At 71.8% G+C, this 22,213-nt stretch carries 24 protein-coding genes; 11 read left to right on the forward strand and 13 right to left on the reverse strand.

The genetic code is table 11. From position 1 onward, the window contains the following. Positions 1 to 438: 438 nt before the first annotated feature. Positions 439 to 690 carry a hypothetical protein gene (locus ABTX62_RS27570; protein WP_352118804.1) on the reverse strand — a complete coding sequence of 84 codons (252 nt, stop codon included), beginning with the start codon at positions 688 to 690 and terminating at the stop codon, positions 439 to 441. 344 nt (positions 691 to 1,034) lie between these two features. Here ABTX62_RS27570 and melC1 point away from each other — a divergent pair, with 344 nt between their 5' ends. After that, the gene (gene melC1 / locus ABTX62_RS27575; RefSeq protein WP_352118744.1) at positions 1,035 to 1,397 is read left to right on the forward strand and encodes an apotyrosinase chaperone MelC1; all 363 of its coding nucleotides are present in this window, start codon (positions 1,035 to 1,037) and stop codon (positions 1,395 to 1,397) included. Positions 1,398 to 1,429: 32 nt separating this feature from the next. Then, the gene (melC2, locus tag ABTX62_RS27580; RefSeq protein WP_352118745.1) at positions 1,430 to 2,251 is read left to right on the forward strand and encodes a tyrosinase MelC2; all 822 of its coding nucleotides are present in this window, start codon (positions 1,430 to 1,432) and stop codon (positions 2,249 to 2,251) included. Here the strand turns inward: melC2 and ABTX62_RS27585 are convergent, their stop codons facing one another. Both ABTX62_RS27585 and ABTX62_RS27590 read right to left on the reverse strand, forming a co-directional pair. Next, entirely contained in the window at positions 2,252 to 2,962 is a 711-nt protein-coding gene (locus ABTX62_RS27585; RefSeq protein WP_352118746.1) for a ribonuclease H family protein, read from the reverse strand. It lies immediately after the preceding gene. 41 nt (positions 2,963 to 3,003) lie between these two features. After that, a complete protein-coding gene (locus tag ABTX62_RS27590) occupies positions 3,004 to 3,801 on the reverse strand; it encodes a VOC family protein (protein ID WP_283969125.1) in 798 nt (265 codons plus the stop codon). A 218-nt stretch (positions 3,802 to 4,019) separates the two neighbouring features. On the opposite strand from ABTX62_RS27590, the gene ABTX62_RS27595 reads away from it, so the two are divergent. Both ABTX62_RS27595 and ABTX62_RS27600 read left to right on the forward strand, forming a co-directional pair. Further along, on the forward strand, positions 4,020 to 4,928 hold the full coding sequence (locus ABTX62_RS27595) for an SGNH/GDSL hydrolase family protein (protein WP_352118747.1): 909 nt from the start codon (positions 4,020 to 4,022) through the stop codon (positions 4,926 to 4,928). Between the two features lie 16 nt (positions 4,929 to 4,944). Next, complete coding sequence (locus ABTX62_RS27600; RefSeq protein ID WP_352118748.1) at positions 4,945 to 5,835, forward strand: aminoglycoside phosphotransferase family protein; 891 nt, start codon at positions 4,945 to 4,947, stop codon at positions 5,833 to 5,835. Positions 5,836 to 5,886: 51 nt separating this feature from the next. Here ABTX62_RS27600 and ABTX62_RS27605 read toward each other — a convergent pair whose 3' ends face one another. Further along, positions 5,887 to 6,369: a VOC family protein gene (locus ABTX62_RS27605; protein ID WP_352118749.1), complete on the reverse strand. Its 483-nt coding sequence runs from the start codon at positions 6,367 to 6,369 to the stop codon at positions 5,887 to 5,889. Between the two features lie 345 nt (positions 6,370 to 6,714). Between ABTX62_RS27605 and ABTX62_RS27610 the strand changes: the two genes are divergently transcribed. Together ABTX62_RS27610 and ABTX62_RS27615 are read left to right on the forward strand one after the other, a co-directional pair. Next, positions 6,715 to 7,356, forward strand: a complete 642-nt coding sequence (locus ABTX62_RS27610) for an ATP-dependent Clp protease proteolytic subunit (RefSeq protein WP_352118750.1) — start codon at positions 6,715 to 6,717, stop codon at positions 7,354 to 7,356. Then, positions 7,356 to 7,958: a ClpP family protease gene (locus ABTX62_RS27615; protein WP_283969120.1), complete on the forward strand. Its 603-nt coding sequence runs from the start codon at positions 7,356 to 7,358 to the stop codon at positions 7,956 to 7,958. Before ABTX62_RS27610 ends, ABTX62_RS27615 begins: the two co-directional genes overlap by 1 nt. Before the next feature lie 23 nt (positions 7,959 to 7,981). Here ABTX62_RS27615 and ABTX62_RS27620 read toward each other — a convergent pair whose 3' ends face one another. Further along, the gene (locus tag ABTX62_RS27620) at positions 7,982 to 8,395 is read right to left on the reverse strand and encodes a helix-turn-helix domain-containing protein (protein WP_352118751.1); all 414 of its coding nucleotides are present in this window, start codon (positions 8,393 to 8,395) and stop codon (positions 7,982 to 7,984) included. Between the two features lie 205 nt (positions 8,396 to 8,600). On the opposite strand from ABTX62_RS27620, the gene ABTX62_RS27625 reads away from it, so the two are divergent. After that, positions 8,601 to 9,488, forward strand: a complete 888-nt coding sequence (locus tag ABTX62_RS27625) for an RNA polymerase sigma factor SigF (RefSeq protein ID WP_283969118.1) — start codon at positions 8,601 to 8,603, stop codon at positions 9,486 to 9,488. 131 nt (positions 9,489 to 9,619) lie between these two features. Here the strand turns inward: ABTX62_RS27625 and ABTX62_RS27630 are convergent, their stop codons facing one another. Continuing rightward, complete coding sequence (locus ABTX62_RS27630; RefSeq protein WP_352118752.1) at positions 9,620 to 10,084, reverse strand: ATP-binding protein; 465 nt, start codon at positions 10,082 to 10,084, stop codon at positions 9,620 to 9,622. A gap of 187 nt (positions 10,085 to 10,271) precedes the next feature. On the opposite strand from ABTX62_RS27630, the gene ABTX62_RS27635 reads away from it, so the two are divergent. Continuing rightward, on the forward strand, positions 10,272 to 10,412 hold the full coding sequence (locus ABTX62_RS27635; protein WP_352118753.1) for a hypothetical protein: 141 nt from the start codon (positions 10,272 to 10,274) through the stop codon (positions 10,410 to 10,412). A 158-nt stretch (positions 10,413 to 10,570) separates the two neighbouring features. On the opposite strand, the gene ABTX62_RS27645 is transcribed toward ABTX62_RS27635, so the two are convergent. Next, positions 10,571 to 11,755 (reverse strand): DUF6777 domain-containing protein, encoded by a 1,185-nt coding sequence (locus ABTX62_RS27645; protein ID WP_352118754.1) that lies wholly within the window; start codon positions 11,753 to 11,755, stop codon positions 10,571 to 10,573. 180 nt (positions 11,756 to 11,935) lie between these two features. Between ABTX62_RS27645 and ABTX62_RS27650 the strand changes: the two genes are divergently transcribed. Further along, on the forward strand, positions 11,936 to 13,234 hold the full coding sequence (locus tag ABTX62_RS27650; protein WP_352118755.1) for a streptophobe family protein: 1,299 nt from the start codon (positions 11,936 to 11,938) through the stop codon (positions 13,232 to 13,234). A gap of 9 nt (positions 13,235 to 13,243) precedes the next feature. On the opposite strand, the gene ABTX62_RS27655 is transcribed toward ABTX62_RS27650, so the two are convergent. From ABTX62_RS27655 to mgrA, 5 genes are all read right to left on the reverse strand, one after another. Next, positions 13,244 to 14,239 (reverse strand): serine/threonine-protein kinase, encoded by a 996-nt coding sequence (locus tag ABTX62_RS27655; RefSeq protein ID WP_352118756.1) that lies wholly within the window; start codon positions 14,237 to 14,239, stop codon positions 13,244 to 13,246. Next, the gene (locus ABTX62_RS27660; RefSeq protein ID WP_352118757.1) at positions 14,236 to 15,135 is read right to left on the reverse strand and encodes a hypothetical protein; all 900 of its coding nucleotides are present in this window, start codon (positions 15,133 to 15,135) and stop codon (positions 14,236 to 14,238) included. The genes ABTX62_RS27655 and ABTX62_RS27660 overlap by 4 nt, the downstream gene beginning before the upstream one ends. Positions 15,136 to 15,144: 9 nt before the next feature. Further along, positions 15,145 to 17,484 (reverse strand): FHA domain-containing protein, encoded by a 2,340-nt coding sequence (locus tag ABTX62_RS27665; RefSeq protein WP_352118758.1) that lies wholly within the window; start codon positions 17,482 to 17,484, stop codon positions 15,145 to 15,147. Between the two features lie 59 nt (positions 17,485 to 17,543). After that, positions 17,544 to 17,954 carry a hypothetical protein gene (locus tag ABTX62_RS27670; protein WP_283969110.1) on the reverse strand — a complete coding sequence of 137 codons (411 nt, stop codon included), beginning with the start codon at positions 17,952 to 17,954 and terminating at the stop codon, positions 17,544 to 17,546. A 524-nt stretch (positions 17,955 to 18,478) separates the two neighbouring features. Next, positions 18,479 to 19,471 carry an L-glyceraldehyde 3-phosphate reductase gene (gene mgrA / locus ABTX62_RS27680; RefSeq protein ID WP_352118759.1) on the reverse strand — a complete coding sequence of 331 codons (993 nt, stop codon included), beginning with the start codon at positions 19,469 to 19,471 and terminating at the stop codon, positions 18,479 to 18,481. Positions 19,472 to 19,588: 117 nt separating this feature from the next. Here mgrA and ABTX62_RS27685 point away from each other — a divergent pair, with 117 nt between their 5' ends. Beyond that, a complete protein-coding gene (locus ABTX62_RS27685) occupies positions 19,589 to 20,503 on the forward strand; it encodes a LysR family transcriptional regulator (RefSeq protein ID WP_352118760.1) in 915 nt (304 codons plus the stop codon). Positions 20,504 to 20,559: 56 nt separating this feature from the next. Continuing rightward, entirely contained in the window at positions 20,560 to 21,075 is a 516-nt protein-coding gene (locus tag ABTX62_RS27690; RefSeq protein WP_352118761.1) for a mycothiol transferase, read from the forward strand. Here the strand turns inward: ABTX62_RS27690 and ABTX62_RS27695 are convergent. Then, positions 21,057 to 22,136 carry an adenosine deaminase gene (locus tag ABTX62_RS27695; protein ID WP_352118762.1) on the reverse strand — a complete coding sequence of 360 codons (1,080 nt, stop codon included), beginning with the start codon at positions 22,134 to 22,136 and terminating at the stop codon, positions 21,057 to 21,059. The two genes, ABTX62_RS27690 and ABTX62_RS27695, sit on opposite strands and share 19 nt — an antisense overlap. Positions 22,137 to 22,213 lie beyond the last annotated feature (77 nt).

Genomic DNA, 22,213 nt, shown 5'->3' on the forward strand with positions numbered 1-22,213 from the left:
CCGCCCGGTGGGGGGTGTGTGCGTGCGGGGCGTCGCGACGGGGCGAACGTTGCCTGCTGCGGCACTAGCTAAGGCCCTTCTGATGGATCTCCGCGGCGTCGCGACGCCCGGCACGCACGGAGATTCATCAGAAGGGGCCTAGTTAGTAGTGCTTCGTTAGGTTCTGGGCTGTCTGTGGCTGCTCCGAGGGCTGGGCAGGTGCCGTCCGCATCCCGCCGCGAAACGACCCGAACACATCGGCAACGAACTCCGCCAACTCGCCCCGGAGCCGTTCCAACTCCCCCAGCCTCATACCGAACAAGATGCCCACCACCAGCTGAGATCACCCGGCGTAACGAAGCATTACTACGGCGTGGGGTACGCCTACCCGGTCGGGGGCGTACCGGTCCATCAGCGGGCGGTGCTCACCCCCGGTTCGCCGACGCGCGATGCCGTGTCTCACGCCCGGCCGAGCAGGCTGCGACGGCCGTGGTCGGGGCGTACCGGTCCACCAGCATGCCGGGCGGTGCTCGCCCCCGGCTCGCCGCCGCGCGCGATGCCGGACCTCACACCCGGGCCGAGCAGGGTGGCGACGGACCGTTTGACGTGCGGGGTGCCGCCCGGTCCGCCGTCGTGGGACGGGTCCTGCCGCTTGAGCAGGATCGAGAGATACAGACCGGCGGGCCCGCCGCCGACACAGGCGACCTTCACGCACACCCCTGAGAATGACCGAGAGCTGTCGATTGCCGACACAGAGAGCAGCCCGCGGCACCGTCGACCGGACCGCCGAATCGCGCCAGTTTTGCGGCGTGACGCGCACCACGGGTCACGGAGCGCACCGGCAGAAACATCCGGCGCGGCACTCCCTGTGGGTGGAATTTCCCCTTCCGTCGCGGCGCACGGACCTTCCGCGACAAGATCATCTTCGTTCAACCTTGCACGACATGAGGGGAATTGCCCTGATCGCAGCCAACCGGCTCGCGGGGATTTCTCCCGGTAGCGGGCCGGCCGGTAGGCATGCGGGGTCATCAGCCGAATCGATACAGGAGGTCCCTGTGCCGGAACTCAGCCGTCGCCGCGCGCTCACCGCGGCGGCCGTCCTCACCGCGAGCGCCGGGGCGTTGTCAGCCGCCCTCCCGGCTTCGGCCGCCGGACACCACGACTCCCCCGGGACCTTCGACGAGGTCTACAAGGGCCGCCGGATACAGGGCCGGCCGGCCGGGTCCGGTCACCACCATCACGGCGCGGGATACGCGGTGTTCGTCGACGGTGTGGAGCTGCACGTGATGCGCAACGCCGACGGCAGCTGGATCAGCGTCGTCAGCCACTACGACCCGGTGGCCACCCCGCGCGCCGCCGCCCGCGCCGCGGTGGACGAGCTGCGGGGCGCGGCCCTGCTGCCCTTCCCCGCCAACTGACCCGCTACGCACGGCATCTGGAGCACCCGCACATGGCTGTCCGCAAGAACCAGTCCACCCTGACCGCCGACGAGAAGCGGCGTTTCGTCGCCGCGCTGCTGGAGCTGAAGCGCAGCGGCCGCTACGACGCGTTCGTCACGACGCACAACGCGTTCATCGTCTCCGACACCGACAACGGTGAGCGGACCGGGCACCGCTCGCCGTCCTTCCTGCCCTGGCACCGAAGATTCCTCCTGGAGTTCGAGCGGGCGCTGCAGTCGGTGGACGCGTCGGTGACGCTGCCCTACTGGGACTGGACCGTCGACCGCACGGCGCGCGCCTCGCTGTGGGCGCCCGACTTCCTCGGGGGCACCGGGCGGGAACGGGACGGCCGGGTGACGGACGGGCCGTTCTCCGCGGCGAGCGGGAACTGGCCGATCAACGTGCGGGTCGACGGCCGCACGTTCCTGCGGCGCGCGCTCGGTTCCGGCACGCGCGAGCTGCCGACCCGGGCCGACGTCGAGTCGGTGCTGGCGATGTCCACGTACGACATGGCGCCCTGGAACAGCGGCTCGGACGGCTTCCGCAACCATCTCGAAGGGTGGCGGGGCGTCAATCTGCACAACCGCGTCCATGTCTGGGTCGGCGGGCAGATGGCCACCGGGGTCTCCCCCAACGACCCGGTGTTCTGGCTGCACCACGCCTACATAGACAAGCTGTGGGCCGAGTGGCAGCGCCGGCACCCCGGCTCCGTCTATCTGCCCACCGCGGGCACACCCAACGTGATCGACCTGAACGAGACGATGCGGCCGTGGCACGACACGAGTCCGGCGGATCTGCTGGACCACACGCCGCACTACACGTTCGACGTCTGATCAGACGGTCGCGCCCGCGCGGCATTCCGGGTGGCCCCAGCCGCTGTCGTTCTTGGCGATGGGCTCGCCGGCCGCGTAGGGGCGGCCGCACTGGCAGCGGCCGGGGAACTTCGCCTTGATCGTGCGCGCGGAGCCCTTCCCCGCCGTCTTGACGGTGCGGGCCGCGCCGCCGCGCGGGCGGGACCGCGGTGCCTTCGCCGGGGTGTCCGGGGCGGGCGGCGGCTCCGGGGAACCGAGGCCGCTGCCCGCGGGCTCCTGGACGACGGCGGCCTGGCTGGCCGCACGGTCGGCGAAGTCGTTGAGCCGGTCGCCGTCGATCTGGTGGGCGGGGACATAGCGGAACTCGACCGAGCGGCCCTCCAGGAGTTCGTCGATGCGCACGACGAGGTCCTGGTTGGCGACCGGCTTGCCGGCGGCGGTCTTCCATCCGTTGCGCTTCCAGCCGGGCAGCCAGGTGGTGACGGCCTTCATCGCGTACTGCGAGTCCATCCGGATCTCCAGCGGCACGCTCGGGTCGGTCGCCGCCAGCAGGCGCTCCAGGGCGGTGAGTTCGGCGACGTTGTTGGTGGCCTTGCCGAGCGGCCCCGCCTCCCATCGCTCCGGTGTCTCGGAAGCGTCGGCGACGACCCAGGCCCAGCCCGCGGGCCCGGGATTTCCCTTCGAAGCCCCGTCACACGCGGCCACAACACGTTCACGCATGCGCTCGATCATGCCATGGCCGCGGGAGCCGTCCGGCCGCGAGGTCCGGGCGCCTACCCCACGTCGGTCAGCTTCGGCATCTCTCCCTCGGTGGTCGAGGTGTCGATCACCGAGAAGTTCGCACCCTGGGGGTCGCTGATCGCCGCGAACCGGCCGAACGGCGTGGTCATCGGGCCGAACCGCAGGACGCCGCCGAGCCCGGTCGCCTTCGCCACGGCCTCGTCACAGTCCTCGACGCCGAAGTAGACGTTGATGTACGGCCGCATCTCGGGCGGGAACTCCTCCGTCATCTTCATCCGGCCCAGCACGGTGTGTTCGCCCAGGTCGTAGATCCGGAAGTTCGTCTCGCCGTCCTCCATGTCCCGCTGCCGGTAGGGGAAGAGGGCGGGGAAGAACGCGTCGGACTTCTCCGGCTCGCGGGTGAAGACCTCCGCCCACGTGTAGGCGCCGGGTTCGCCCATCGCCTGGAAGCCCTCGTGGGTGCCCGCCTGCCAGATGCCGAAGACGACACCACCGGGATCGCGGGCCAGGCACATGGTGCCGAAGTCGGCGACCCGCATGGGCTCCATCAGCACTTCGCCGCCGTGCTCACCGATCCGGGCGGCGGTGGCGGCGGCGTCCTGCGACGCGAAGTAGAGGCACCACTGCGACAGGCCTTCCTGGCCGGGCATGGGCGGGACGACGGCGGCGACCGCCTTGCCGTTCGCGTAGGCCTCCGTGTAGTTGCCGAAGTCCGCCGACGCCTCGGCGAAGGTCCAGCCCAGCACGTCTCCGTAGAAGCTCTTGGCCCCTTCGAGGTCGCCGAACATCGCGTCGGCCCAGCAGGGGGTTCCCTCAGGTTGCACGGCCATGGTCACGGCCCTCTCCGCATGAGTGGGATCGTCCGCTTCCTCACGCTAGTCACCCGGGGGCCGGCCCGCGCGGCGAGCGGGCGCGCGCCGTCCCCCGACCGGCCGGAACCGGCCGATCCCGACCGGTCCCGGCCATCGCGACCGGCGTACGTCTTCCCCCCGGGGCCCGGCTGTGCTTGCCTGAGTGCCGTTTCGCTGGCCGGGACGGGAGTTGCCGTATGCGCAAGCCGTGGGTCGTGGGAGTTCTGCTGACCGGGGTGCTCCTCGGCGGGTGCGGCGATCCCGCGTCCGCCCCCGAGGAGCCGGCGCCGACCGCGCCCGGTACGACGGCCCCCACCCATCAGCGCGCCCCCGCCTCCGCCGCCTCCCCCGGCCCCGAGCGCAAGCGGGCGCCCACGGTGCTCTACCTCGGGGACTCCCTGGCGATGGAGAGCCAGAAGGTCCTCGGGCAGGAGTTGCGCCGGGACCTGAAGGCGCGGTACACGGCCGCCCCGTACTCCGGGACGACCCTGTGCGACTACCTGGAGGGCACGGCCGAGCGGTCCCTGGTACCGGCCGCCGACAAGGCCGCCGCGCTGGTGCGCGGACTGCGGCCCGATGTCGTGGTCCTGCAGTTCTGGGGGAACGCATGGGGCTACACGCCGTGCATGGACGGCATCACCTACGCCAAGGCCCCGGCCCGCTACTTCAGCCGCTACGACGCCGACGCGCGCAGGCTCACCGAGCAGATCGCCGCGGCCGGGGGCGGCAAGCGCCCGCGGATCGTGTGGGTGTCCCAGGGCCCGGACCCGGTCACGCCCGAGCGGGTCCGGCGCGTCAACGCGCTCTACGAGAAGCGGGCCGCCGCCTCCGGCGACCTCGTGACGGACGCCGGGAAGACGGTGAGCCCGGCCACGGACCGCTACACCTGGACGCAGTACCTGCCGTGCACACCCTACGAGCGTGACCACCCCGGCTTGTGCACCCAGCCCGGCCGCGACCGCACGGCACTGCACCGCGACGACGACTACCTGCACTTCTGCCTGGCCCCCACCACGTCCACGCCGAAGCCCTGCCCGGTCCGTTCCCCCGGCATCCTGCGCATCGCCCGGGAGGTCACCAAAACCGTTCGACAGGTGGCGGGTTGACGGCTCGAATGGCGTCATGACCACGGTGCGCATGCATGAGGACGAGCTGGACATCGACGTGGCGCTCGTCGGCCGGCTGATCGCCGGACAGTTCCCGCCGTGGGCCGGGCTGCCGCTGCGGCGGCTGGAGTCGTCCGGGACGGAGAACGCCATGTTCCGCCTCGGCGCGGACAAGGTCGTCCGTCTCCCCCGTCACCCGCGCGCCGTGGAGGCGATCACCCACGAACTGCGCTGGCTGCCCCGGCTCGGCCCGGGACTGCCCGCCGCCTCGCCCGAGCCCCTCGGCCGGGGCGAACCCGGCGACGGCTTCCCCTGGCCCTGGTCGGTCTACGGCTGGCTGGAGGGCCGCAACCCGGTGCCCGGCCGGCTCGCGGAGCCCGAACTGCTGGCCGAGGACCTGGCGGCGTACGTCACCGCCCTGCGCCGTATCGAGGCGGCAGAGGGCCCCGTGGGCTCCCGGGGAGTGCCGTTGGCGACCCGGGACCCCTTCCTGCGTGACGCGCTCGCCCGGCTCACGGGACGGGTCGACACCGCCGCGGTGACCGACGCGTGGGAGGAGGCCCTGCGGGCTCCGGAGCACACCGGGCCGCCCGTCTGGGCACACGGCGACCTGATGGCCGGGAACCTCCTGGTCAGGGGCGGACGGCTGAGCGCGGTGATCGACTTCGGCACGGTGGGGGTCGGTGATCCGGCCGTCGACCTCATCGGGGCCTGGTGCCTGCTGCCCGGCGCGGTCCGCGGTGCGTTCCGCGCGGCCGTGGGCGCCGGCGAGGCCGAATGGGCACGGGCCCGGGGCTGGGCGCTGTCGATCGCGGTCATCGCGCTGCCGTACTACTGGGAGACGAACCCGCCGGTCGCGGAGAACTCCCGGTACGTCATCCGGGAGATCCTGGCCGAAACGCGGTGAGGGCGGGGCGGGATACCCGCAGGGCCCGGCCCCGCCCCTGCCTTCGGCACCTCACTCGCCCGCGTACGCCTTCTCCAGGGCGGCGATGTCGAACTTGCCCATCGCCATGAACGCCCGGGTCACCCTGGCCGCCTTCGCCGGATCCGGGTCGGTGATCATCTCGTCTAGCCGGTCCGGGACGACCTGCCAGGACAGGCCGAACCTGTCCTTGAGCCAGCCGCAGGGGCCGGGCTCGCCGCCGTTCTCGGTGAGCCTGGTCCAGTAGTAGTCGATCTCCTCCTGGTCGGCGCAGTGGATCATGAAGGAGGTGGCCTCGGTGAACCTGAACTGGGGGCCGCCGTTGAGCGCGAGGAACCTGTGTCCGTTGGCCGTGAACTCCACGGTCATCACGCTGCCGGCGGTCTGGGGCGCTCCCTCGGGGTAGCGCGCGATCTTGCCGATGCCGGAGTTCTTGAAGATCGAGACGTAGTGATGGGCGGCCTCCTCGGCCTGGCCGTCGAACCAGAGACACGTGGTGAAACCGTCGGTGGTCATGAGTCCTCCCGCACGCCGGAACGCTGTCACCACTGTCGACCGGACCCCGCCCCGGAACTCATCGCTCGGTGGCGGGAAAATCCAGATGGCCGTTACACCGTTCAGAACTGGCATGTGCGACCGCGGCGCGCACGTCGCGGCGAGGGAGGAGCCGGACCTGCTGGCCGGTCATGTACGGGCCCTCTCCCACCAGTTGCGCGAGAAGGGCTGAGCCTTCGGGCTCCGCCGGTAGCGGATCTGCCGAGGGCAGAGAAACCGTTCACGGACGTCGCCCGAGGTCAACAGTGGAGTCGACAGCCCATCCCCGACAGTCCACGGCACTCGCTGCCGCGACGAGGAGAACCGATGACTCCACTCATGGCGCCCGCCCCGCGGGCGGAGGAGGGCGACACCCCTCCGACCCGCTTCGACGACCATCTGGCCGCCCAGCTGCTCGCGCAGCGCATCGTCCTGCTGGGCACTCAGGTCGACGAGGTCTCCGCGAACCGGGTCTGCTCCCAGTTGCTCATCCTGTCCGCGGAGGACGCGCACACCGACATCAGTCTGTACATCAACAGCCCGGGCGGGGCGGTGCACGCGGGCCTCGCCATCTACGACACGATGCGGCTCATCCCGAACGACGTCTCCACGCTGGCCATGGGTTTCGCGGCCAGCATGGGGCAGTTCCTGCTGAGTGTCGGCGCGCCGGGCAAGCGCTACGCGCTGCCGAACGCGCGGATCATGATGCACCAGCCCTCGGCGGGCATCGGCGGCACGACAGCGGACATCGAGATCCAGGCGGAGAACCTGGAGTTCACCAAGCGGACCATCGAGCGGATCACGGCGGAGCACACGGGTCAGAGCGCGGAGACCATCTCCCTGGACGGTGACCGGGACCGCTGGTTCACGGCCGAGGAGGCCAGGGAGTACGGCATGGTGGACCGGGTCGTGGAGTCCCTCGCGGACGTCCGTCCGGCGGCCACCCGGCGCAGGATGGGGCTCCAGTGATGGGTTCGTACACGATTCCGAACGTCGTCGAGCGCACCCCGCAGGGCGAGCGGTCCTACGACGTCTTCAGCCGACTGCTGTCCGAGCGGATCATCTTCCTCGGCACCGAGATCGACGACGGCGTCGCCAACGTGGTCATCGCCCAGCTCCTCCACCTGGAGTCGTCCTCCCCGGAGAGCGAGATCGCGATCTACATCAACTCACCGGGCGGCTCGTTCACCTCGCTCATGGCAATCTACGACACCATGACGTTCGTGCAGGCGCCCATCTCCACGTTCTGCGTCGGGCAGGCGGCCTCCACGGCGGCCGTGCTGCTGGCCGGCGGGGACCCGGGGCGGCGGTTCGTACTGGAGCACTCACGGGTCCTGCTCGGCCAGCCGGCCGCCGGAGGGCAGCGCGGCATGGTGTCCGACCTGGCGCTCCACGCCAAGGAGATGGTGCGGATCCGCTCCCAGGTGGAGGAGGTGCTGGCGCGGCACACCCACCACGACGTGACGGCCCTGCGGGCCGACATGGACCGCGACAAGGTGTTCACCGCGCAGGAGGCGGTGGGCTACGGGCTGGCCGACGAGGTGCTCAGCCGGCGCCTCGTGAGGGTCTGAGGCACCGGCCGGGCAGGTGCGGCTCAGGCGGCGAGGCACATCCCGTCGTGCGACGAGGTGGACGCCCCGCGGCGGCTGCCGCCGGCGTGGCGTGTCGTGACGCGGGCCAGCTCGCCCTGCGCCCTCGTCAGCAGGTCGGCGAGGTTCAGTCCGAGGGCGTGGGCGGCGGCCGCGAGGACCTCCGAGGAGGCCTCCTTGCGGCCGCGCTCCACCTCCGAGAGGTAGGGCATGGAAATCCGTGCCTGGTCGGCGACGTCCTTCAGGGTGCGCTCCTGCGCGAGGCGCTCACGGCGCAGGACGTCACCCACCAGGTCCCGCCACAGCGGCTCCTTCGCGGCGGGGGCCGGCGGTGCCTGGCGCGGCACCGCGCCGGCGGGGCGCGCACCGGGTGGGCGCAGCGGGATGACTCGTGCTTCGTTCGGCCGGTGGTTGCTCACTGCTCCAGCCTAGGAATCCCGGCCGCCGGCGGAAGGGCCCGGCGTTCCGCCCTGGGTGGAATCACCGCACCTCGGACAGGACGTAAGGGTGGATTCTCCCTGATTTCGCCCAGGAAAAAATCGGAGGGCATGGTGCGGGTCGACCCGGGTACCCGCAACTCGGGAGTACCTATGCAGATGTCCGCCGTGACTCGTGGGAGAGGTAATGGAGACCGCCGTGATCCGGTCGAAGGCGCAGGTCGTCGAAGAGAACACCGAAGCCGGCGCGGGTGACGGAGCACTGCCGGGCGTCGTGGACCCGCGGTCCGTGGCCCCGCGGGACGCGAGGGAATTGTCCCGCCAGTTCTTCCAGCGCCTGACGGAACTCGAAGAGGGCACGCACGAATACCAGTACGCGCGCAACACCCTGATCGAGATGAACATGTCGCTCGTGCGTTTCGCGGCCGGACGGTTCCGCGGCCGCGGCGACGACATGGAGGACATCGTCCAGACCGGCATGATCGGCCTGATCAAGGCCATCGACCGGTTCGAGCTCTCGCGCGAGGTGGAGTTCACGTCCTTCGCGCTGCCGTACATCGTCGGGGAGATCAAGCGCTTCTTCCGGGACACGACGTGGGCGGTGCACGTGCCCCGGCGGCTGCAGGAGCTGCGCGTGGAGCTGGCCAAGGCCCGCGAGGAACTCGCCAGCCGGCTGGACCGCGAGCCGACGGTCGCCGAGCTGGCGACGCTGATGAACATCTCCGAGCGTCAGGTGGTGGAGGGGCAGATCGCGGCGAACGGGTACAACTCGTCGTCGCTGGACGCCGCGCTCACCGGAGACGGCCCGGAGGGTGGCGAGGCGGTCCTGGCCGACTTCATCGGAGTGGAGGAGGACGGGCTGCGGCTCGTCGAGGACTTCCACTCGCTCGCCCCGCTCATGGCGGAGCTCAGCGAGCGCGACCGGCAGATCATCCACATGCGGTTCGTGGAGGAGGCCACCCAGGCGGAGATCGGTGAGCGGCTCGGCTGCTCGCAGATGCACGTCTCCCGGCTGATCAAGCGGATCATCACGCGGCTGCGCGAGGGCATGCTGGGCGAACTGGGCTGCGCCTGAGCCAGAACGGCGAACCAACGGGTGCCGTCCCACACGCGAGAGTGGGACGGCACCCGCACATCGGCTCACCGGACCAGAAGAGACCGACCGCGACGACATGAGCCGCCCGGGTGAGGAGTTCACCCGGGCGGTCAGGCGTTGGTTCCCTCGGCGAGGGGCAGCACCGCACGCACGCGCTTGCCCACCGGCACCCGTTCCACGCTGACCTGCTCCGCCAGCGCGTGGACGATCTCCAGGCCGTGCCGGCCGATGCGCTTCGGGTCGCGGGGGAAGACGCGGGGCAGTGCGGAGCTGCTGTCGTAGACCGACACCGCCACCGTGGTGTCGGTGCCGACGAGCTCCAGGATGTAGGGCCCGTTGCTGTGCCGGTCGGCGTTGGTGACCAGCTCGCTCACCACCAGCAGTACGGCGCCGTCGACACGCTCGTCGATGTGCGCGCACCACTCGGTCCTGAGCTGTTCGAGAAAGAGCGCGGCGAAGGACCGCGCCTCGGCGATACAGCCCTGCTCGCCGGTGTAGTGCGCCGCTCGCCACAGCGGTTCAACGGGCACGTCGAAACCAGTCGGTATCACTGCCTCGTCCAGGTGGTCGATCATTCTTTTCTCTCTGGGAAGCCGGACTGGCCGGACGCTCTGCATCTGTGCTCGTACCCCGAGTCGGGCTTCACACTCCTGACACTTCTCAGCCCGTTCGGTGCCCCGGGCATTGTCCCTCCTGCGCGGGGCACCCGAAAGGAATCAGGTCCGGCCGAGGGCGGCCGGGCCGGATCGCCGGAGGCGTGCGGTGGCCTGGTGGACATGGCTGGTCGTGGTGATCGTGGCGCTCGTCGCCCTGGCGGTGGTGACGCTCGCCGTGCAAAGCGGCCGGCGCTCGGGGACCGTCGTCGCGGTCCGGCGCCGGCCCGGCCGGAAGGGCCTGCGATGAACGAGCTGCTGGCCGCGCGGAGCCTGACGACCCTGCCGGTGGTCACCCTGGGCGGTGACGCCGTCGCGCAGGTCAAGGACCGGCCGATCGGCTGCTCGGGCTCGGCGAGTACGCCCTGGTGGTCCGCGCCGCTTGAGCGCGCCGCGCCGCGCGCCGGGTCAGGAGGCCGGGGGCTGTTCCGTCGTGCCGCCACCGGTTCCGCCGCCGGTCTCAGTCCCGGTGCCGCCGTCGGTGTCGGTGTTGGTGTTGGTGTCGGGCGAAGGCTGCTGGGTGTCGGACGGCGACGGCTCGTCCGTCGTCGGCCCCGAGGTGTCCGTGTCCGAGGTCGGCGGCTCGCTCGTGGGCGGTCGCGACGACGTCGAGTCGGAAGGCGCCGTCGGGGTGGTGACGCTCGCCGACGGGGACGGCTTCTCCGGCTTCTTGGTCTTCTCGTCCTTCTTGCCCGTGTCGCCCTTGTGACGCTCGAACCACTCGCCGTCCGGCTCGGCCATCACGAAGACGTCGACCGGCTCCGGTGCGGGCGTCACCATGACGACGTTCGACGGGTTGTAGCCCGGCCACGCGTCACCGGTCGTCTTGGGCGTGCTCTGCTGGGCGACCGGCAGGGACAGCGGGTTGCCGCAGGCGCAGCGCACCCGGGGCACGCCGCGCTCGTCGACGAGGACGGCCGTACCCGCCTGGAGGACGGCCTGGTAGCTGGTGGCGGCGCCGTTCTTGTAGCCGTGGTTGGTGACGCGGGTGTCCATGCGCAGGTGCACGGGGGTGAGCGAGCGCAGGTAGGCGGGGACCTCGGAGGACTCGATCCGGGCGACCGAGGCGAAGGCGCGCTGTTTGTCCGGGGCGTCCTCGAAATAGGTGATCTGCTTCTCCACGTCACAGCTGGCGACGTTGCGGGTGCCGCCGTACAGGCCCGGCGCGTCGCCCTTCACGCCCTGGACGGCGTTCTGCGGCGCCGACTCGGTGGCTCCCGAGGGCGAGACGGGCGAGGCGGAGCTCTTCTCCTCCGTCGTCGACTCGGTGAACGCGTCCGGGCCGGTGTCGGCCGCCGGCAGGAGGAAGACCTCGCCGCTGGACGTGCTGGTTCCGCCGTCCGACACACCGGTGCCGCCGTTGTCGGGGCGGGACAGCACCACGGCGAGGATCACCGCGGCCACCACGGTGGTGGCGATGATCGCGACACGGGGTACGGACCTCCACCACGGTCGGCGGCGCTCCGGCTCCTCGCCGCCCCCGCCGGGCGGCTCCGAGGGCGGGCCGCCGCCCGGGGGCGGCTGGGAGGGACCGGACAGCGGGCCCGAGGGGGGTCCTGTGGGGCGGCCGGACGACGGCGGATCGACGCTCACGAGCTCTTCTTCCCTCGTGCGTTCTCTGCGGCCTTCACACACCCGAGGCGCTTCACCCGAGTGTATGACGCTTTTTCCCTTACGAGTTCATTGTGTGCTCCCGCCCTGTACGCCCCGCAAGCCGACGCGGACGGACCTCTCCGGCGGGCGCCCGGCACAGGGCCTGCCTAGCGTGGCAGCGTGACTTCGCGCACCCCCTCCGGCCAGGCACGCACGTCCGGCGAGCGGGCCGTCGCACGCCACGGCTGGGCGCATGCCCTCGTCACGGTGCTCGCCGGACTTCTCGCCATGGCGGTGGTGGCCGCCCTGGGCCTGTGGGCGGCCGGAGCCGCCGACCTTCCGGACGGTGCCTTCGCCCCCGTCGTCGCAGCCACCGTGGTCACCGCCGTCGGCGGCACGGTGAAAGTCACCGGAAGCGCCGGCGACCTCGCCGACGCGCGGGCCGGTCTGACGGTCATTCCGTTGTCCGTCACGCTCACCGGGGCGCTGGTGATCGCCCGGGGCTTCCTGCGGCCGCTGCGGCATCGCGCGGTCGCCGGTGCGGCGGAGCTGGCGGGGTGGGCCGGCCGGGTGGCGGTCCTGTGGCTGCTCGCGATGATCGGCCTGACGCTCTCCGCCCGCCACACCTTCGACATCTCCCTCGGGGACGACACGCTCGGAGAACTCGGCGACGTGTTCGGCATCTCACCGCAGATCGGCTTCACCACCGACGTTCCGCTGTCCGTGTTCGTCGCCGTGGTGTGGCTGGCCGGTGTGCTGATCCTGGCCCTGCTGGTGTCACGCGGGGCCCCGCTGCCCGCCGGGCTGCTGCGCTTCCAGACGTCGGTGCGGCCGGCCGCGTACGCGATGGTGGCGCTGCTGCTGGCCTGCGTCGTCATCGGTGTGGTCGTCGCCCTGGTCGTCGCCGCGGCCAAGGGGCACGTGCGGGAGACGTTCGCGGTGATCCTGCTCGGCCTGCCCAACCTGGTGTGGCTGGCGCTGACGATCGGACTGGGCGCCACCTGGAACGGCAGGGTGGAGGGGCCGTTCGGACTGCCCATGCCGCATGTGCTCGACGAGGTGCTGCGCACCCCGGACGTCTCCGAACTGAATCTGCGGACCCTTTCCGAGCACGACGGCCGGGTGTGGTGGCTGCTGGTCGTCGACATCGTGCTGCTGCTGGCCGCCGCGTTCGTGATGGCGGCGCGGTCGCCGGCCCGGGTGCGGGCCTGGCAGCATGCCGTGCACATGGCGGCCGCCCTCCTGCTCACGGTCTTCATGATCTGCCTCGTCGGACGCGTCTCCGCGCACTACGGCCTGTCCGTGCTCGGCATCGGCGACCTGGGCGGCGGCCTCGGGGCCGAGCTGTTCCTGCGTCCCGAACTGTGGGGCGCGGTGGGCCTGGCCGTCCCGTGGGGGCTGGTGACCGGATACGCCGGGGCGCTGCTGGCGCGCCACGTACGGCGCCGCGGTGAAGTGCGTTCCGGCAGCGAGGGCTGACGCGGCGCGCTACGTGCGCCGCACGAACACCGGCTCGGCCCAGCGCGGCGGCGGCTTGGGCGGCTCCTCCCCCGCGCCCGGCAGCTGCCGGTCCACGCGCGTGGGCGCGCGGGTGGCCCCGGTCCCACCGCCGGCCGTCGCGGCGCGCAGGGCGGCGACGAAGGCGAGGCAGGACGGGTACCGGTCGTCGGGGCTCTTGGCGAGGGCCTGGGCGAGGACCCGGTCGACCCCCGGGTCGAGATCGGGCCGGTCCTCGGTCAGCGGCGGAGGCTGGTCGTACTGGTGGGCCCAGAGCAGGGCCATGTCGTCGTCGCGGAGGAAGGGCGGATGGCCGGCCAGGGTCTCGAAGACGACGCAGGCGAACCCGTACACGTCGCAGCGGGCGTCGACCGGCTTGCCGGAGATCTGCTCGGGGGCCACGTAGTCGAGCGTGCCGACGAACTGGCCGACCGTGGTGAAGCCGGTCAGCGACAGCGACTTCTTCGTCAGGCCGAAGTCGGTGAGGTAGACGTGCTCGGGGTGGTCGCTGTCGGTGCCGCGGGACACCAGGATGTTGCCGGGCTTGACGTCCCGGTGGACCAGCCCGTGGTCGTGGGCCGCGTCGAGCGCGGAGGCGAGCTGGGCGGCGACGCGCACGGCGGTGGCGGGCGGCATCGGGCCCTCGCGGTCGAGGACGTGCCGCAGGTCGCTGCCGGCGACGTAGCGCATGGCGATGTACAGCACGCCGTCTGTCTCGCCGGCCTCGAACACCGGCACGATGTGCGGGTGGTCGATCGCCGCGGCGGCCCGGGACTCATGAGTGAAGCGGCGGCGGAAGGTGTCGTTGCGGGCGAGTTCCGGGGCGAGCAGTTTCAGGGCGACGGTGCGTTCCAGGCGCAGGTCGCGGGCGCGGTAGACCACGGCCATGCCGCCGCGCCCGATCTCCTCCTCGATCCGGTACCCGGCGATCTGCTGCCCGATCAGCTCGGAGGGCCGCCCCGAGAACAGGCTCGTCTCGCGGTTCAACGGTCCTCCCCCTCGGGCGATACGACCCGGGTGGGCTCGCGGCCCACCACCCGCGTGGGCGGTGCCTCAGCCGTCCGCCCCGTCTCCTCGTCATCCTCGTCGCCCTGCGGTGACACCACACGCGTCGGCTCGGCGCCCTCAGGGGCCACGACCCGCGTCGGCCCGGAAGCACCCCTCGGTTCGGGTGTCTCCGGAGCCACCACCCGGGTCGGCGGCGAAGCCTCGGGGGGCCCGGTCCCGGTCGGCTCGGGCGGCACCACCCGCGTCGGCCCGGCGGGGGCGCTGCGGGCGGGTGCCGGTGCGTCGGCCGGAGGGGAGGTCGCGGCGCGGGGCGTCTGCCCGGGGCCCTCGGACGGCACCACCCGCGTGGGGGGATGCACCGGCGCCGCGGGGGGGCGGGGCTCCGGTGCGGCTCCGGGTGTCCGGTCCGTGGCGTACGTGGTCATCCGGGTGCCGTCGGCGTACACCCAGTGCCCGTGGGCGGAGTCGTAGAGCCACACGGACTCGCCGTCGACGACGACGCCGATCCGCGTGCCGCGGGTGCGGGCGCGGAAGGACTCCCGGTCGAGACCGTCCGCGAGGGCCTCGACCGCGGAGCGGTAGCGCGCCAGGGCTTCCTGTGCCCGGCCCAGCAGCGGCCGCGGATCGGCGGCGTGGGTGAGCGGCCCGTCGGCCGCCGGCGGGTCCTGCGGTACGGCGACCAGGCGGCGGCCGTCCACCCAGGCCGACCAGCCGTTGAAGCACAGGACGTGCCCCCAGTCGCCCCGCCGCTCCATGAGCTGCACCGGCAGCAGGGGGTCGAGGTCGACGGTGGGCCGGGACGGGTCGGGTGCCTCCCAGGCGGGCATCCCGTGCTGCGGGACGACGTGCGTGGGCCGGAAGCCGGGGGTCGTCATCGGCGCTCCCTACTTCCGCATGACGGCCGGTTCGTGCCGGCGCAGCATCCGGGACACGAGGAACCCGAAGAGCGCCGACAGCACGACCAGCATCCCCACGTCCAGCAGCCAGGTGCCCGCCGAGTGCTCGAAGAGCGGGTCCTTGGTCAGGTCGTCGGGCACGATCCGGGCCAGCCCCACGGTCCCGGCCATCGCCGCCAGCGCCCAGCGCGCCGGAACCAGCCAGCTCAGCTGCTCCAGTCCGGGGGTGTCGGCCAGCTTCAGCAGGGCTCCGCAGAAGACGACCTGGACGATGGCGACGAGCACCAGCAGCGGCATCGTCACCTCTTCCTTGCGCACCAGCGAGGAGATGAGCAGGCCGAGCATCATCGCCGTGAACGCCAGCAGGGCGACGGCGACCGTGATCTCCGCCAGCGGCGGCATCAGTACGCCCTCACCGCCCGGCGCGTTGAGGTCCACGCCGAGCAGGGCGACCAGGGTCAGCACCACCGCCTGGAGCACGGTGATGACACCCAGGACGATGACCTTGGACATCAGGTACGCCGATCTGGACAGGCCCACCGCCCGTTCCCGCTGGTAGATCACGCGTTCCTTGACGAGTTCGCGCACCGCGTTGGCCGCCCCGGTGAGCACCGCGCCGACGCACAGGATGAGCAGCGCGTTCATCGCCGTGTCCAGCGTCAGCTTGCCGCCCGCCAGGGCCCGGGCCATCGCGCCCATCACGAACGGCAGGGCGATCATGATGATCAGGAAGGTGCGGTCGGCGCTCAGCGCGGCCGCGTACCGGCGCACCAGTGTGCCGAGTTGGGCACCGCGGCTGCGCGGCCGGGGCGGGGCGGTGATGACGACGGGCCCGGACCGGGGCTGCCGCGGCTGCGCGGAGGCGTCTGCGACGTACCGGCCGTGGAAGGGCGAGGCGAGGTAGTCCCCCGCCCAGTCCCGGTCCGTGTCGCGTTCGAAGGCCTCGAAGGCCTCCGGCCACTCCTCGAAGCCGAAGAACGACAGGGCGTCCTCGGGCGGCCCGTAATAGGCGGTCTTTCCGCCGGGCGCCAGTACGAGGAGCCGGTCGCACACGTCCAGGCTGAGCACGCTGTGGGTGACGACGATGACGGTCCGGCCGTCGTCGGCGAGGCCGCGCAGCATGTGCATCACGGAGCGGTCCATGCCGGGGTCGAGGCCGGAGGTCGGCTCGTCGAGGAACAGCAGCGACGGCTTCGTCAGCAGTTCCAGGGCCACGCTGACCCGCTTGCGCTGGCCGCCGGAGAGGCTGTGCACGTGCTGGTCGGCGCGCTGTTCCAGGCCCAGTTCGCGGATGACCTCGTCGACCCGGGCGCGCCGTTCGGCCTTGGCTGTGTCCTGTGGGAAGCGCAGTTCGGCGGCGTAGGAGAGGGCTTTGCGGACGGTGAGTTGGGCGTGCAGGATGTCGTCCTGCGGCACCAGGCCGATGCGCTGGCGCAGCTCGGCGTAGTCGCGGTAGAGGTCGCGGCCGTCGTAGAGGACGGTGCCGTGGCCGGCGGGGCGCTGACCGGTGAGGGCGTTGAGGAGGGTGGACTTGCCGGCGCCGCTCGGGCCGACGACGGCGAGCAGGCACTTCTCCCCCACCGGGAACGACACGTGGTCGAGGAGCGTCCTGCGGCCGTGGTCGACGGTGACGGCGAGGTCCTGCACGTCGAGGGAGACCTCACCGGTGTCGACGTACTCCTGGAGTTGGTCGCCGACGAGGCAGAACGCCGAGTGGCCGATGCCGACGATGTCGCCCGGGCCGACCGGGGCCGTGGTGACGGGGCTGCCGTTGAGGTACGTGCCGTTGTGGCTGCCCAGGTCGGTGATCTCGTAGGTTCCGTCGGCCAGGGCGCGCAGTTCGGCGTGCCGGCGCGAGACCACGAGGTCGTCGATGACCAGGTCGTTGTCGGTGGCGCGGCCGATGCGGACGGTGCGGGAGGGCAGCGGCCGTACGGTCGTGGGCTGCCGGTAGGTGCCGGTGTGGGCCGGCAGGGAGACGGCAGAGGGGCGTTCCGGGGTGGATGCGGCGGGTGAGGGACGGCCCGTGAGGGTCATGCGCGGCCCGTCGGCCGGATTGCCGAAGCGGATGACACTGCCGGGTCCGACGCGCCGCTCGTGGATGCGCCGGCCGTCCGCGTAGGTGCCGTTGGTGCTGTTCTCGTCCTCGATGGTCCAGTGACCGTCCTCGGGCCGCAGCACCGCGTGATGCCAGGAGACCCGGTCGTCGTCGATGACGATGTCGCTCAGCGGATCGCGCCCCACGTGGTAGTCGTGGCCCGGGATCATCACGGTGGTGCCCGTCTCCGTCTCCAGGACGAGCTCTGGTGCTACCGACGGTTGCGCCATGGCCACGATTCTACCGATTTGCCCTGTTGTGCGCCTGGGCGAGCGGGGCCTGCGGGGGGTCAGCCGACGGAGGTGCCGACGAAGGCGGCGGTGCGCTGCATCCGCAGGGCGTCCACGGACTCGGCGAGCAGTTCGTACTCCGTGGTGTCGTCGCTGGTGGCGATCCGCACCAGCCGCCCGGCCGCCAACTCCTCGGCGATCCGCTCCTGCTGGGCGGGATCGGCACACCAGGCGCGCAGCAGCATGGGCACGTCGGGCACAGTGGGGGCGACCGGCACGAGCGCGCCCGGCGGTAAGTGCTCGGCGTCGGGCCGGGGGTCGAGGCGCTGGGCGATCCAGGAGGCGCGGTCACGCAGCCACCACAGAGCGAGGGCGAGGGTGGGCGCCCGGTAGGTGCCGAGGGGCACTCCGATACGGCGGCCGTCGCAGACTCCGTACGCCGTGACGTGGCACAGAAATTCGTCGTGCACGTGACCCTCCCCCGTTGCCCTGCCCGTCCGCCGGTCCGGCCTCGCTTCTTCTGCGGCTCGCGTGCTGTGCGTGAGGGCGCCGTCGCGCGAAGTGAAACGCTCTCGCTGGTCAGTATGTTCACTACCGAATCACTGTCACCATGACTTTCCGGCCACTCTCCTGGCATATTCACCCCCCGAGTTGGCCGAAATCCGGCGAGCGGTCGCGAGGGCCCATGGTTCCGCAGGTAATCGACGCTCCCGGCGCGTGCGGGCAAGGTGGTCGCACCGGGTGTCCGAGAACGGAAAGCCGGGTCCTGACCAGCAGCTGCGGCCTCCTGGAGGCCGATCGCCATGTCGGCGACCGCCCACCGCCACGAGGACGCCGTGGCCCGCTGTTTCGAGGCCTGGAACGCCGAGGACCCGGTGACGCGCGCCAAGGCCGCCGCCGGGCGACACGGTGACCGTGCGCCTCCGGGAGCGGACCGGCTCCCAGCCGCGCGTCGCGCCCCGGGAGGCGTCCGTCCCCGGGGCCGGCGGACCCGCTACTGCTTGACGATGACGTCGATCCGGGCCAGCTCGTCCCCGTCGAAGTCCAGGTTGCGGATGGCTCCGACGCTGTCCTCGATCTGCCGCGCGCTGCTCGCGCCGACCAGCGCGGAGGTGACCCGGCCGCCGCGCAGCACCCAGGCCAGGGCCATCTGGGCCAGGGTCTGGCCGCGAGACTTCGCGATGTCGTTCAGATCGCGCAACCGGCCCACCAGGTCCTCGGTGAGCGCGTCGGAGTTCAAGAAGGGGCTGTCGCTCGCCGCCCGGGAGTCCTCGGGGATGCCGTCGAGGTAGCGGGCGGAGAGCATGCCCTGCTCCAGCGGGGAGAACACGATGGAGCCGGCCTGGAGCTCGTCGAGGGCGTCGAGCAGGCCCTCGTCCTCGGGGCGGCGGTCCAGCATCGAGTAGCGCGGCTGGTGGATGAGGAGCGGGGTGCCCAGCTCACCCAGGATGCGGGCGGCCTCCCGGGTCTGCTCCGCGGAGTAGTTGGAGACGCCCACGTACAGCGCCTTGCCCTGCTGCACCGCCGAGTGCAGGGCCCCCATCGTCTCCTCGAGCGGGGTGTCCGGGTCGGGGCGATGCGAGTAGAAGATGTCGACGTGGTCCAGGCCCATCCGCTTCAGGCTCTGGTCCAGCGAGGACAGGACGTACTTGCGCGAGCCCCACTCGCCGTACGGGCCGGGCCACATCAGATAGCCGGCCTTGGTGGAGATCACCAGCTCGTCGCGGTACGGCGCGAAGTCCGTCCGCAGGAACCCGCCCAGCGCGGACTCGGCGGCGCCGGGCGGCGGGCCGTAGTTGTTGGCGAGGTCGAAGTGGGTGACGCCGAGGTCGAAGGCGCGGCGCAGGATGGCGCGCTGCGTCTCCACGGGCCGGTCCGGGCCGAAGTTGTGCCACAGGCCGAGCGAGAGCGCCGGGAGCTTCAGACCGCTGCGTCCGGTGCGCCGGTAGGGCATGTCCGCGTAGCGGTCGGGGTGTGCGGTGTACAACGCGACTCCAGAGAGGTTGGCGCGGTCGGGAGGAAACCGGTGTCCACTCTGGCGTGACCTGCGCCCATGCGTCCAACAGAAGAATCCGATGGAATTCAGCGGCTACGCTTCTCAGTCATGGAACTGCGCCACTTGCAGCACTTCGTCGCGGTCGCCGAGGACCAGCACTTCACCCGGGCGGCGGAACGCCTCCTGGTGTCCCAGTCGGGCCTTTCGGCCTCCATCCGGGCGCTGGAGCGGGAGCTGCAGACACCGCTGTTCGTGCGGACGACCCGCCGGGTGACGCTGACCCCGGCCGGGCGGGCGCTGCTCGGCGAGGCGGAGCGGATCCTCGCGCAGGTCCGCTCGGCCCACGAGGCGGTGGCGGCGGTGCAGGGCGTGCTGCGCGGGATGCTCGCCCTCGGGTCCGAACAGTGCATCGCCGGGGTGCACGTGGCTGGGCTCCTGGCGGCGTTCCGGCGGCGCCACCCGGACGTGGAGATCTGTCTGCGGCAGGCGGGCTCGTGGGCTCTGGCGGAGGAGGTCGCGGCCGGACGTCTGGACATGGCGTTCGCCGTGCGCACCGCCCGGGAGGACACCGACCAGCTACGGGCCGTACCGCTCACGAGCGAGCCGATGACCGTGCTGTGCCATCCCAGCCACCGGCTCGCCGCGGCCGGGGTGGCGGTGACGCCGGAGGATCTCGGCGGTGAGGTCTTCGTCGACTTCCACCCCGACTGGGGGCCCCGGCGCACCACCGACGCGGCCTTCGCCGCGGCGGGCGTCCGCCGCAGCGTCGCCCTGGAGGTCAACGACGTGCACAGCCTCCTCGACCTCGTGGACGAGGACCTGGGCATCGCCGTGGTGCCGCGCCACTTCCGGCACAAGCGCGCCTCGCTCACCGCCCTGCCCGTCAAGGGCACCGGGGACGCCGTCTACGAGACGGTCGCCCTGCTGCCGCCCGAGCAGGCGATCAGTCCGGCGGCCCGGGCGCTGATGGCCCTGCTGGAGACAGAGGGTCCGGCACCTCAGGAGGGTGCCCACCCCTCCTGACCACGCGAGCCGGGAGTCCCGACGCGTGATACTCGGTGATGCGCGATGGTGGAGCTATGCATGCGAAGGACATCCTCATCGACGGCTACAACCGCATCCGCGAAGAAGTCCACGCCACCGTCGAGGGGCTCGGGCCCGAGGAGCTGAGCGCCCGGCCCGCCCCCGACACCAACTCCATCGCCTGGCTGGTCTGGCACCTCACCCGCGTCCAGGACGACCACCTGTCCGGCGCCTTCGGCCACGACCAGGTGTGGCTGTCCCAGGACTGGGAGAAGCGCTTCGGCCTCGACCTGCCCCGGCGTGACACGGGCTACGGCCACAGCCCCGCCAAGGTCGCCAGGGTCCGCGTCGACTCGGGCGAGCTGCTGACCGGCTACTACGACGCCGTGCACGAGCAGAGCCTGGACGCCCTGCGGGGCCTGGTCGCCAAGGACCTGGAGCGCGTGGTCGACGAGCGCTGGGACCCGCCGGTCACCCTGGGCGTCCGGCTGGTCAGCGTCCTGTCCGACGACCTCCAGCACGTCGGACAGGCCGCCTACCTCCGCGGGCTGCTTCAGAGCGCGGCGGCGTAGCCGGGCAGGACCACGTCCCGGATGAGTGCGTTCCGCTCGTCGAACGGGAGGAACGCGCTCTTCAGCGCGTTGACGGTGACCGTGCGCAGATCCTCGACGCTCCAGCCCGCCTCCTCGACCAGCAACGTCATCTCGCGGGTCATCGTGGTGCCCGAGACCAGCCGGTTGTCGGTGTTGAGGGTGACGCGGAAGCCGAGGTCCTTCAGCGCGGTGATCGGGTGTTCGGCGATCGACGTGGCGGCGCCCGTCTGGAGGTTGGACGTCGGGCACATCTCCAGCGCGATGCGCCGGTCGCGCACCCAGCTCGCGAGCCGGCCGAGCTTGCCCGCCGCGAGGTCGGGGATGTCGTCGGTGATCCGCACTCCGTGTCCGATGCGCTGGGCGCCGCACACCTGGAGGGCCTGGTGAATGCTGGGCAGGCCGTGCGCCTCCCCGGCGTGGATGGTGAACGGCACGTTCTCGCGGCGCAGGTGCTCGAAGGCGGCGAGGTGGTCGGCGGGCGGGAAACCGTCCTCGGCGCCGGCGATGTCGAAGCCGACGACACCGGCGTCCCGGAACGCCACGGCCAGGTCGGCGGCCTCTCGCACGCGGTCGAACATCCGCATCCCGCACAGCAGGGTGCCGACCCGCACCGGTGTGCCGGCGGAAGCCGCCTTGGACATGCCCGCCGCGAGGCCCTCCTGGACGGTCTCCACGACCTCGGCCATGGTCAGTTCGCCGTTGGTGTTCAGCTCGGGGGCGTAGCGCACCTCGCCGTACACCACGCCGTCGGCGGCCAGGTCGAGCACGTACTCCTCGGCGGTGCGCAGCAGGCCCTCGCGGGTCTGCATCACAGCGAGGGTGTGCTCGAAGGTGGCTATGTAGCGCACCAGGTCACCGGAGTTGGCGGCCTCGTAGTACCAGGCGGCGAGCTCGTCCGGGTCGGTGGTGGGCAGGGTGTGGCCGACCGTTTCCGCCAGCTCCACCACGGTGGCGGGGCGCAGTCCGCCGTCGAGGTGGTCGTGCAGCACGGCCTTGGGCAGGCGGCGGATCAGGTCGGTGTCTACGCGCGTAGCAGTCATGGCGGGGTCTTTCCTCGGGCGGGTGGTTCGAAGCGGCGGAAGGTCAGCCGACGGGTGCGGCGGAAGGTCAGCCGACG

It is taken from the genome of Streptomyces sp. NPDC096046, assembly GCF_040303285.1.
Classification (GTDB): domain Bacteria; phylum Actinomycetota; class Actinomycetes; order Streptomycetales; family Streptomycetaceae; genus Streptomyces.

What these genes read in the sequence shown, in the direction of transcription:
- ABTX62_RS27615 (WP_283969120.1), top strand. Translation starts at nt 7,356, where the DNA reads ATGGGTTCGTACACGATTCCGAACGTCGTCGAGCGCACCCCGCAGGGC.
- ABTX62_RS27695 (WP_352118762.1), bottom strand. Translation starts at nt 22,136, where the DNA reads ATGACTGCTACGCGCGTAGACACCGACCTGATCCGCCGCCTGCCCAAG.
- ABTX62_RS27690 (WP_352118761.1), top strand. Translation starts at nt 20,560, where the DNA reads ATGCATGCGAAGGACATCCTCATCGACGGCTACAACCGCATCCGCGAA.
- ABTX62_RS27665 (WP_352118758.1), bottom strand. Translation starts at nt 17,484, where the DNA reads ATGGCGCAACCGTCGGTAGCACCAGAGCTCGTCCTGGAGACGGAGACG.
- ABTX62_RS27685 (WP_352118760.1), top strand. Translation starts at nt 19,589, where the DNA reads ATGGAACTGCGCCACTTGCAGCACTTCGTCGCGGTCGCCGAGGACCAG.
- ABTX62_RS27595 (WP_352118747.1), top strand. Translation starts at nt 4,020, where the DNA reads ATGCGCAAGCCGTGGGTCGTGGGAGTTCTGCTGACCGGGGTGCTCCTC.
- ABTX62_RS27625 (WP_283969118.1), top strand. Translation starts at nt 8,601, where the DNA reads ATGGAGACCGCCGTGATCCGGTCGAAGGCGCAGGTCGTCGAAGAGAAC.
- ABTX62_RS27605 (WP_352118749.1), bottom strand. Translation starts at nt 6,369, where the DNA reads ATGACCACCGACGGTTTCACCACGTGTCTCTGGTTCGACGGCCAGGCC.
- ABTX62_RS27610 (WP_352118750.1), top strand. Translation starts at nt 6,715, where the DNA reads ATGACTCCACTCATGGCGCCCGCCCCGCGGGCGGAGGAGGGCGACACC.
- ABTX62_RS27590 (WP_283969125.1), bottom strand. Translation starts at nt 3,801, where the DNA reads ATGGCCGTGCAACCTGAGGGAACCCCCTGCTGGGCCGACGCGATGTTC.
- melC2 (WP_352118745.1), top strand. Translation starts at nt 1,430, where the DNA reads ATGGCTGTCCGCAAGAACCAGTCCACCCTGACCGCCGACGAGAAGCGG.
- ABTX62_RS27600 (WP_352118748.1), top strand. Translation starts at nt 4,945, where the DNA reads ATGACCACGGTGCGCATGCATGAGGACGAGCTGGACATCGACGTGGCG.
- ABTX62_RS27585 (WP_352118746.1), bottom strand. Translation starts at nt 2,962, where the DNA reads ATGATCGAGCGCATGCGTGAACGTGTTGTGGCCGCGTGTGACGGGGCT.
- ABTX62_RS27660 (WP_352118757.1), bottom strand. Translation starts at nt 15,135, where the DNA reads ATGACGACCCCCGGCTTCCGGCCCACGCACGTCGTCCCGCAGCACGGG.
- ABTX62_RS27630 (WP_352118752.1), bottom strand. Translation starts at nt 10,084, where the DNA reads ATGATCGACCACCTGGACGAGGCAGTGATACCGACTGGTTTCGACGTG.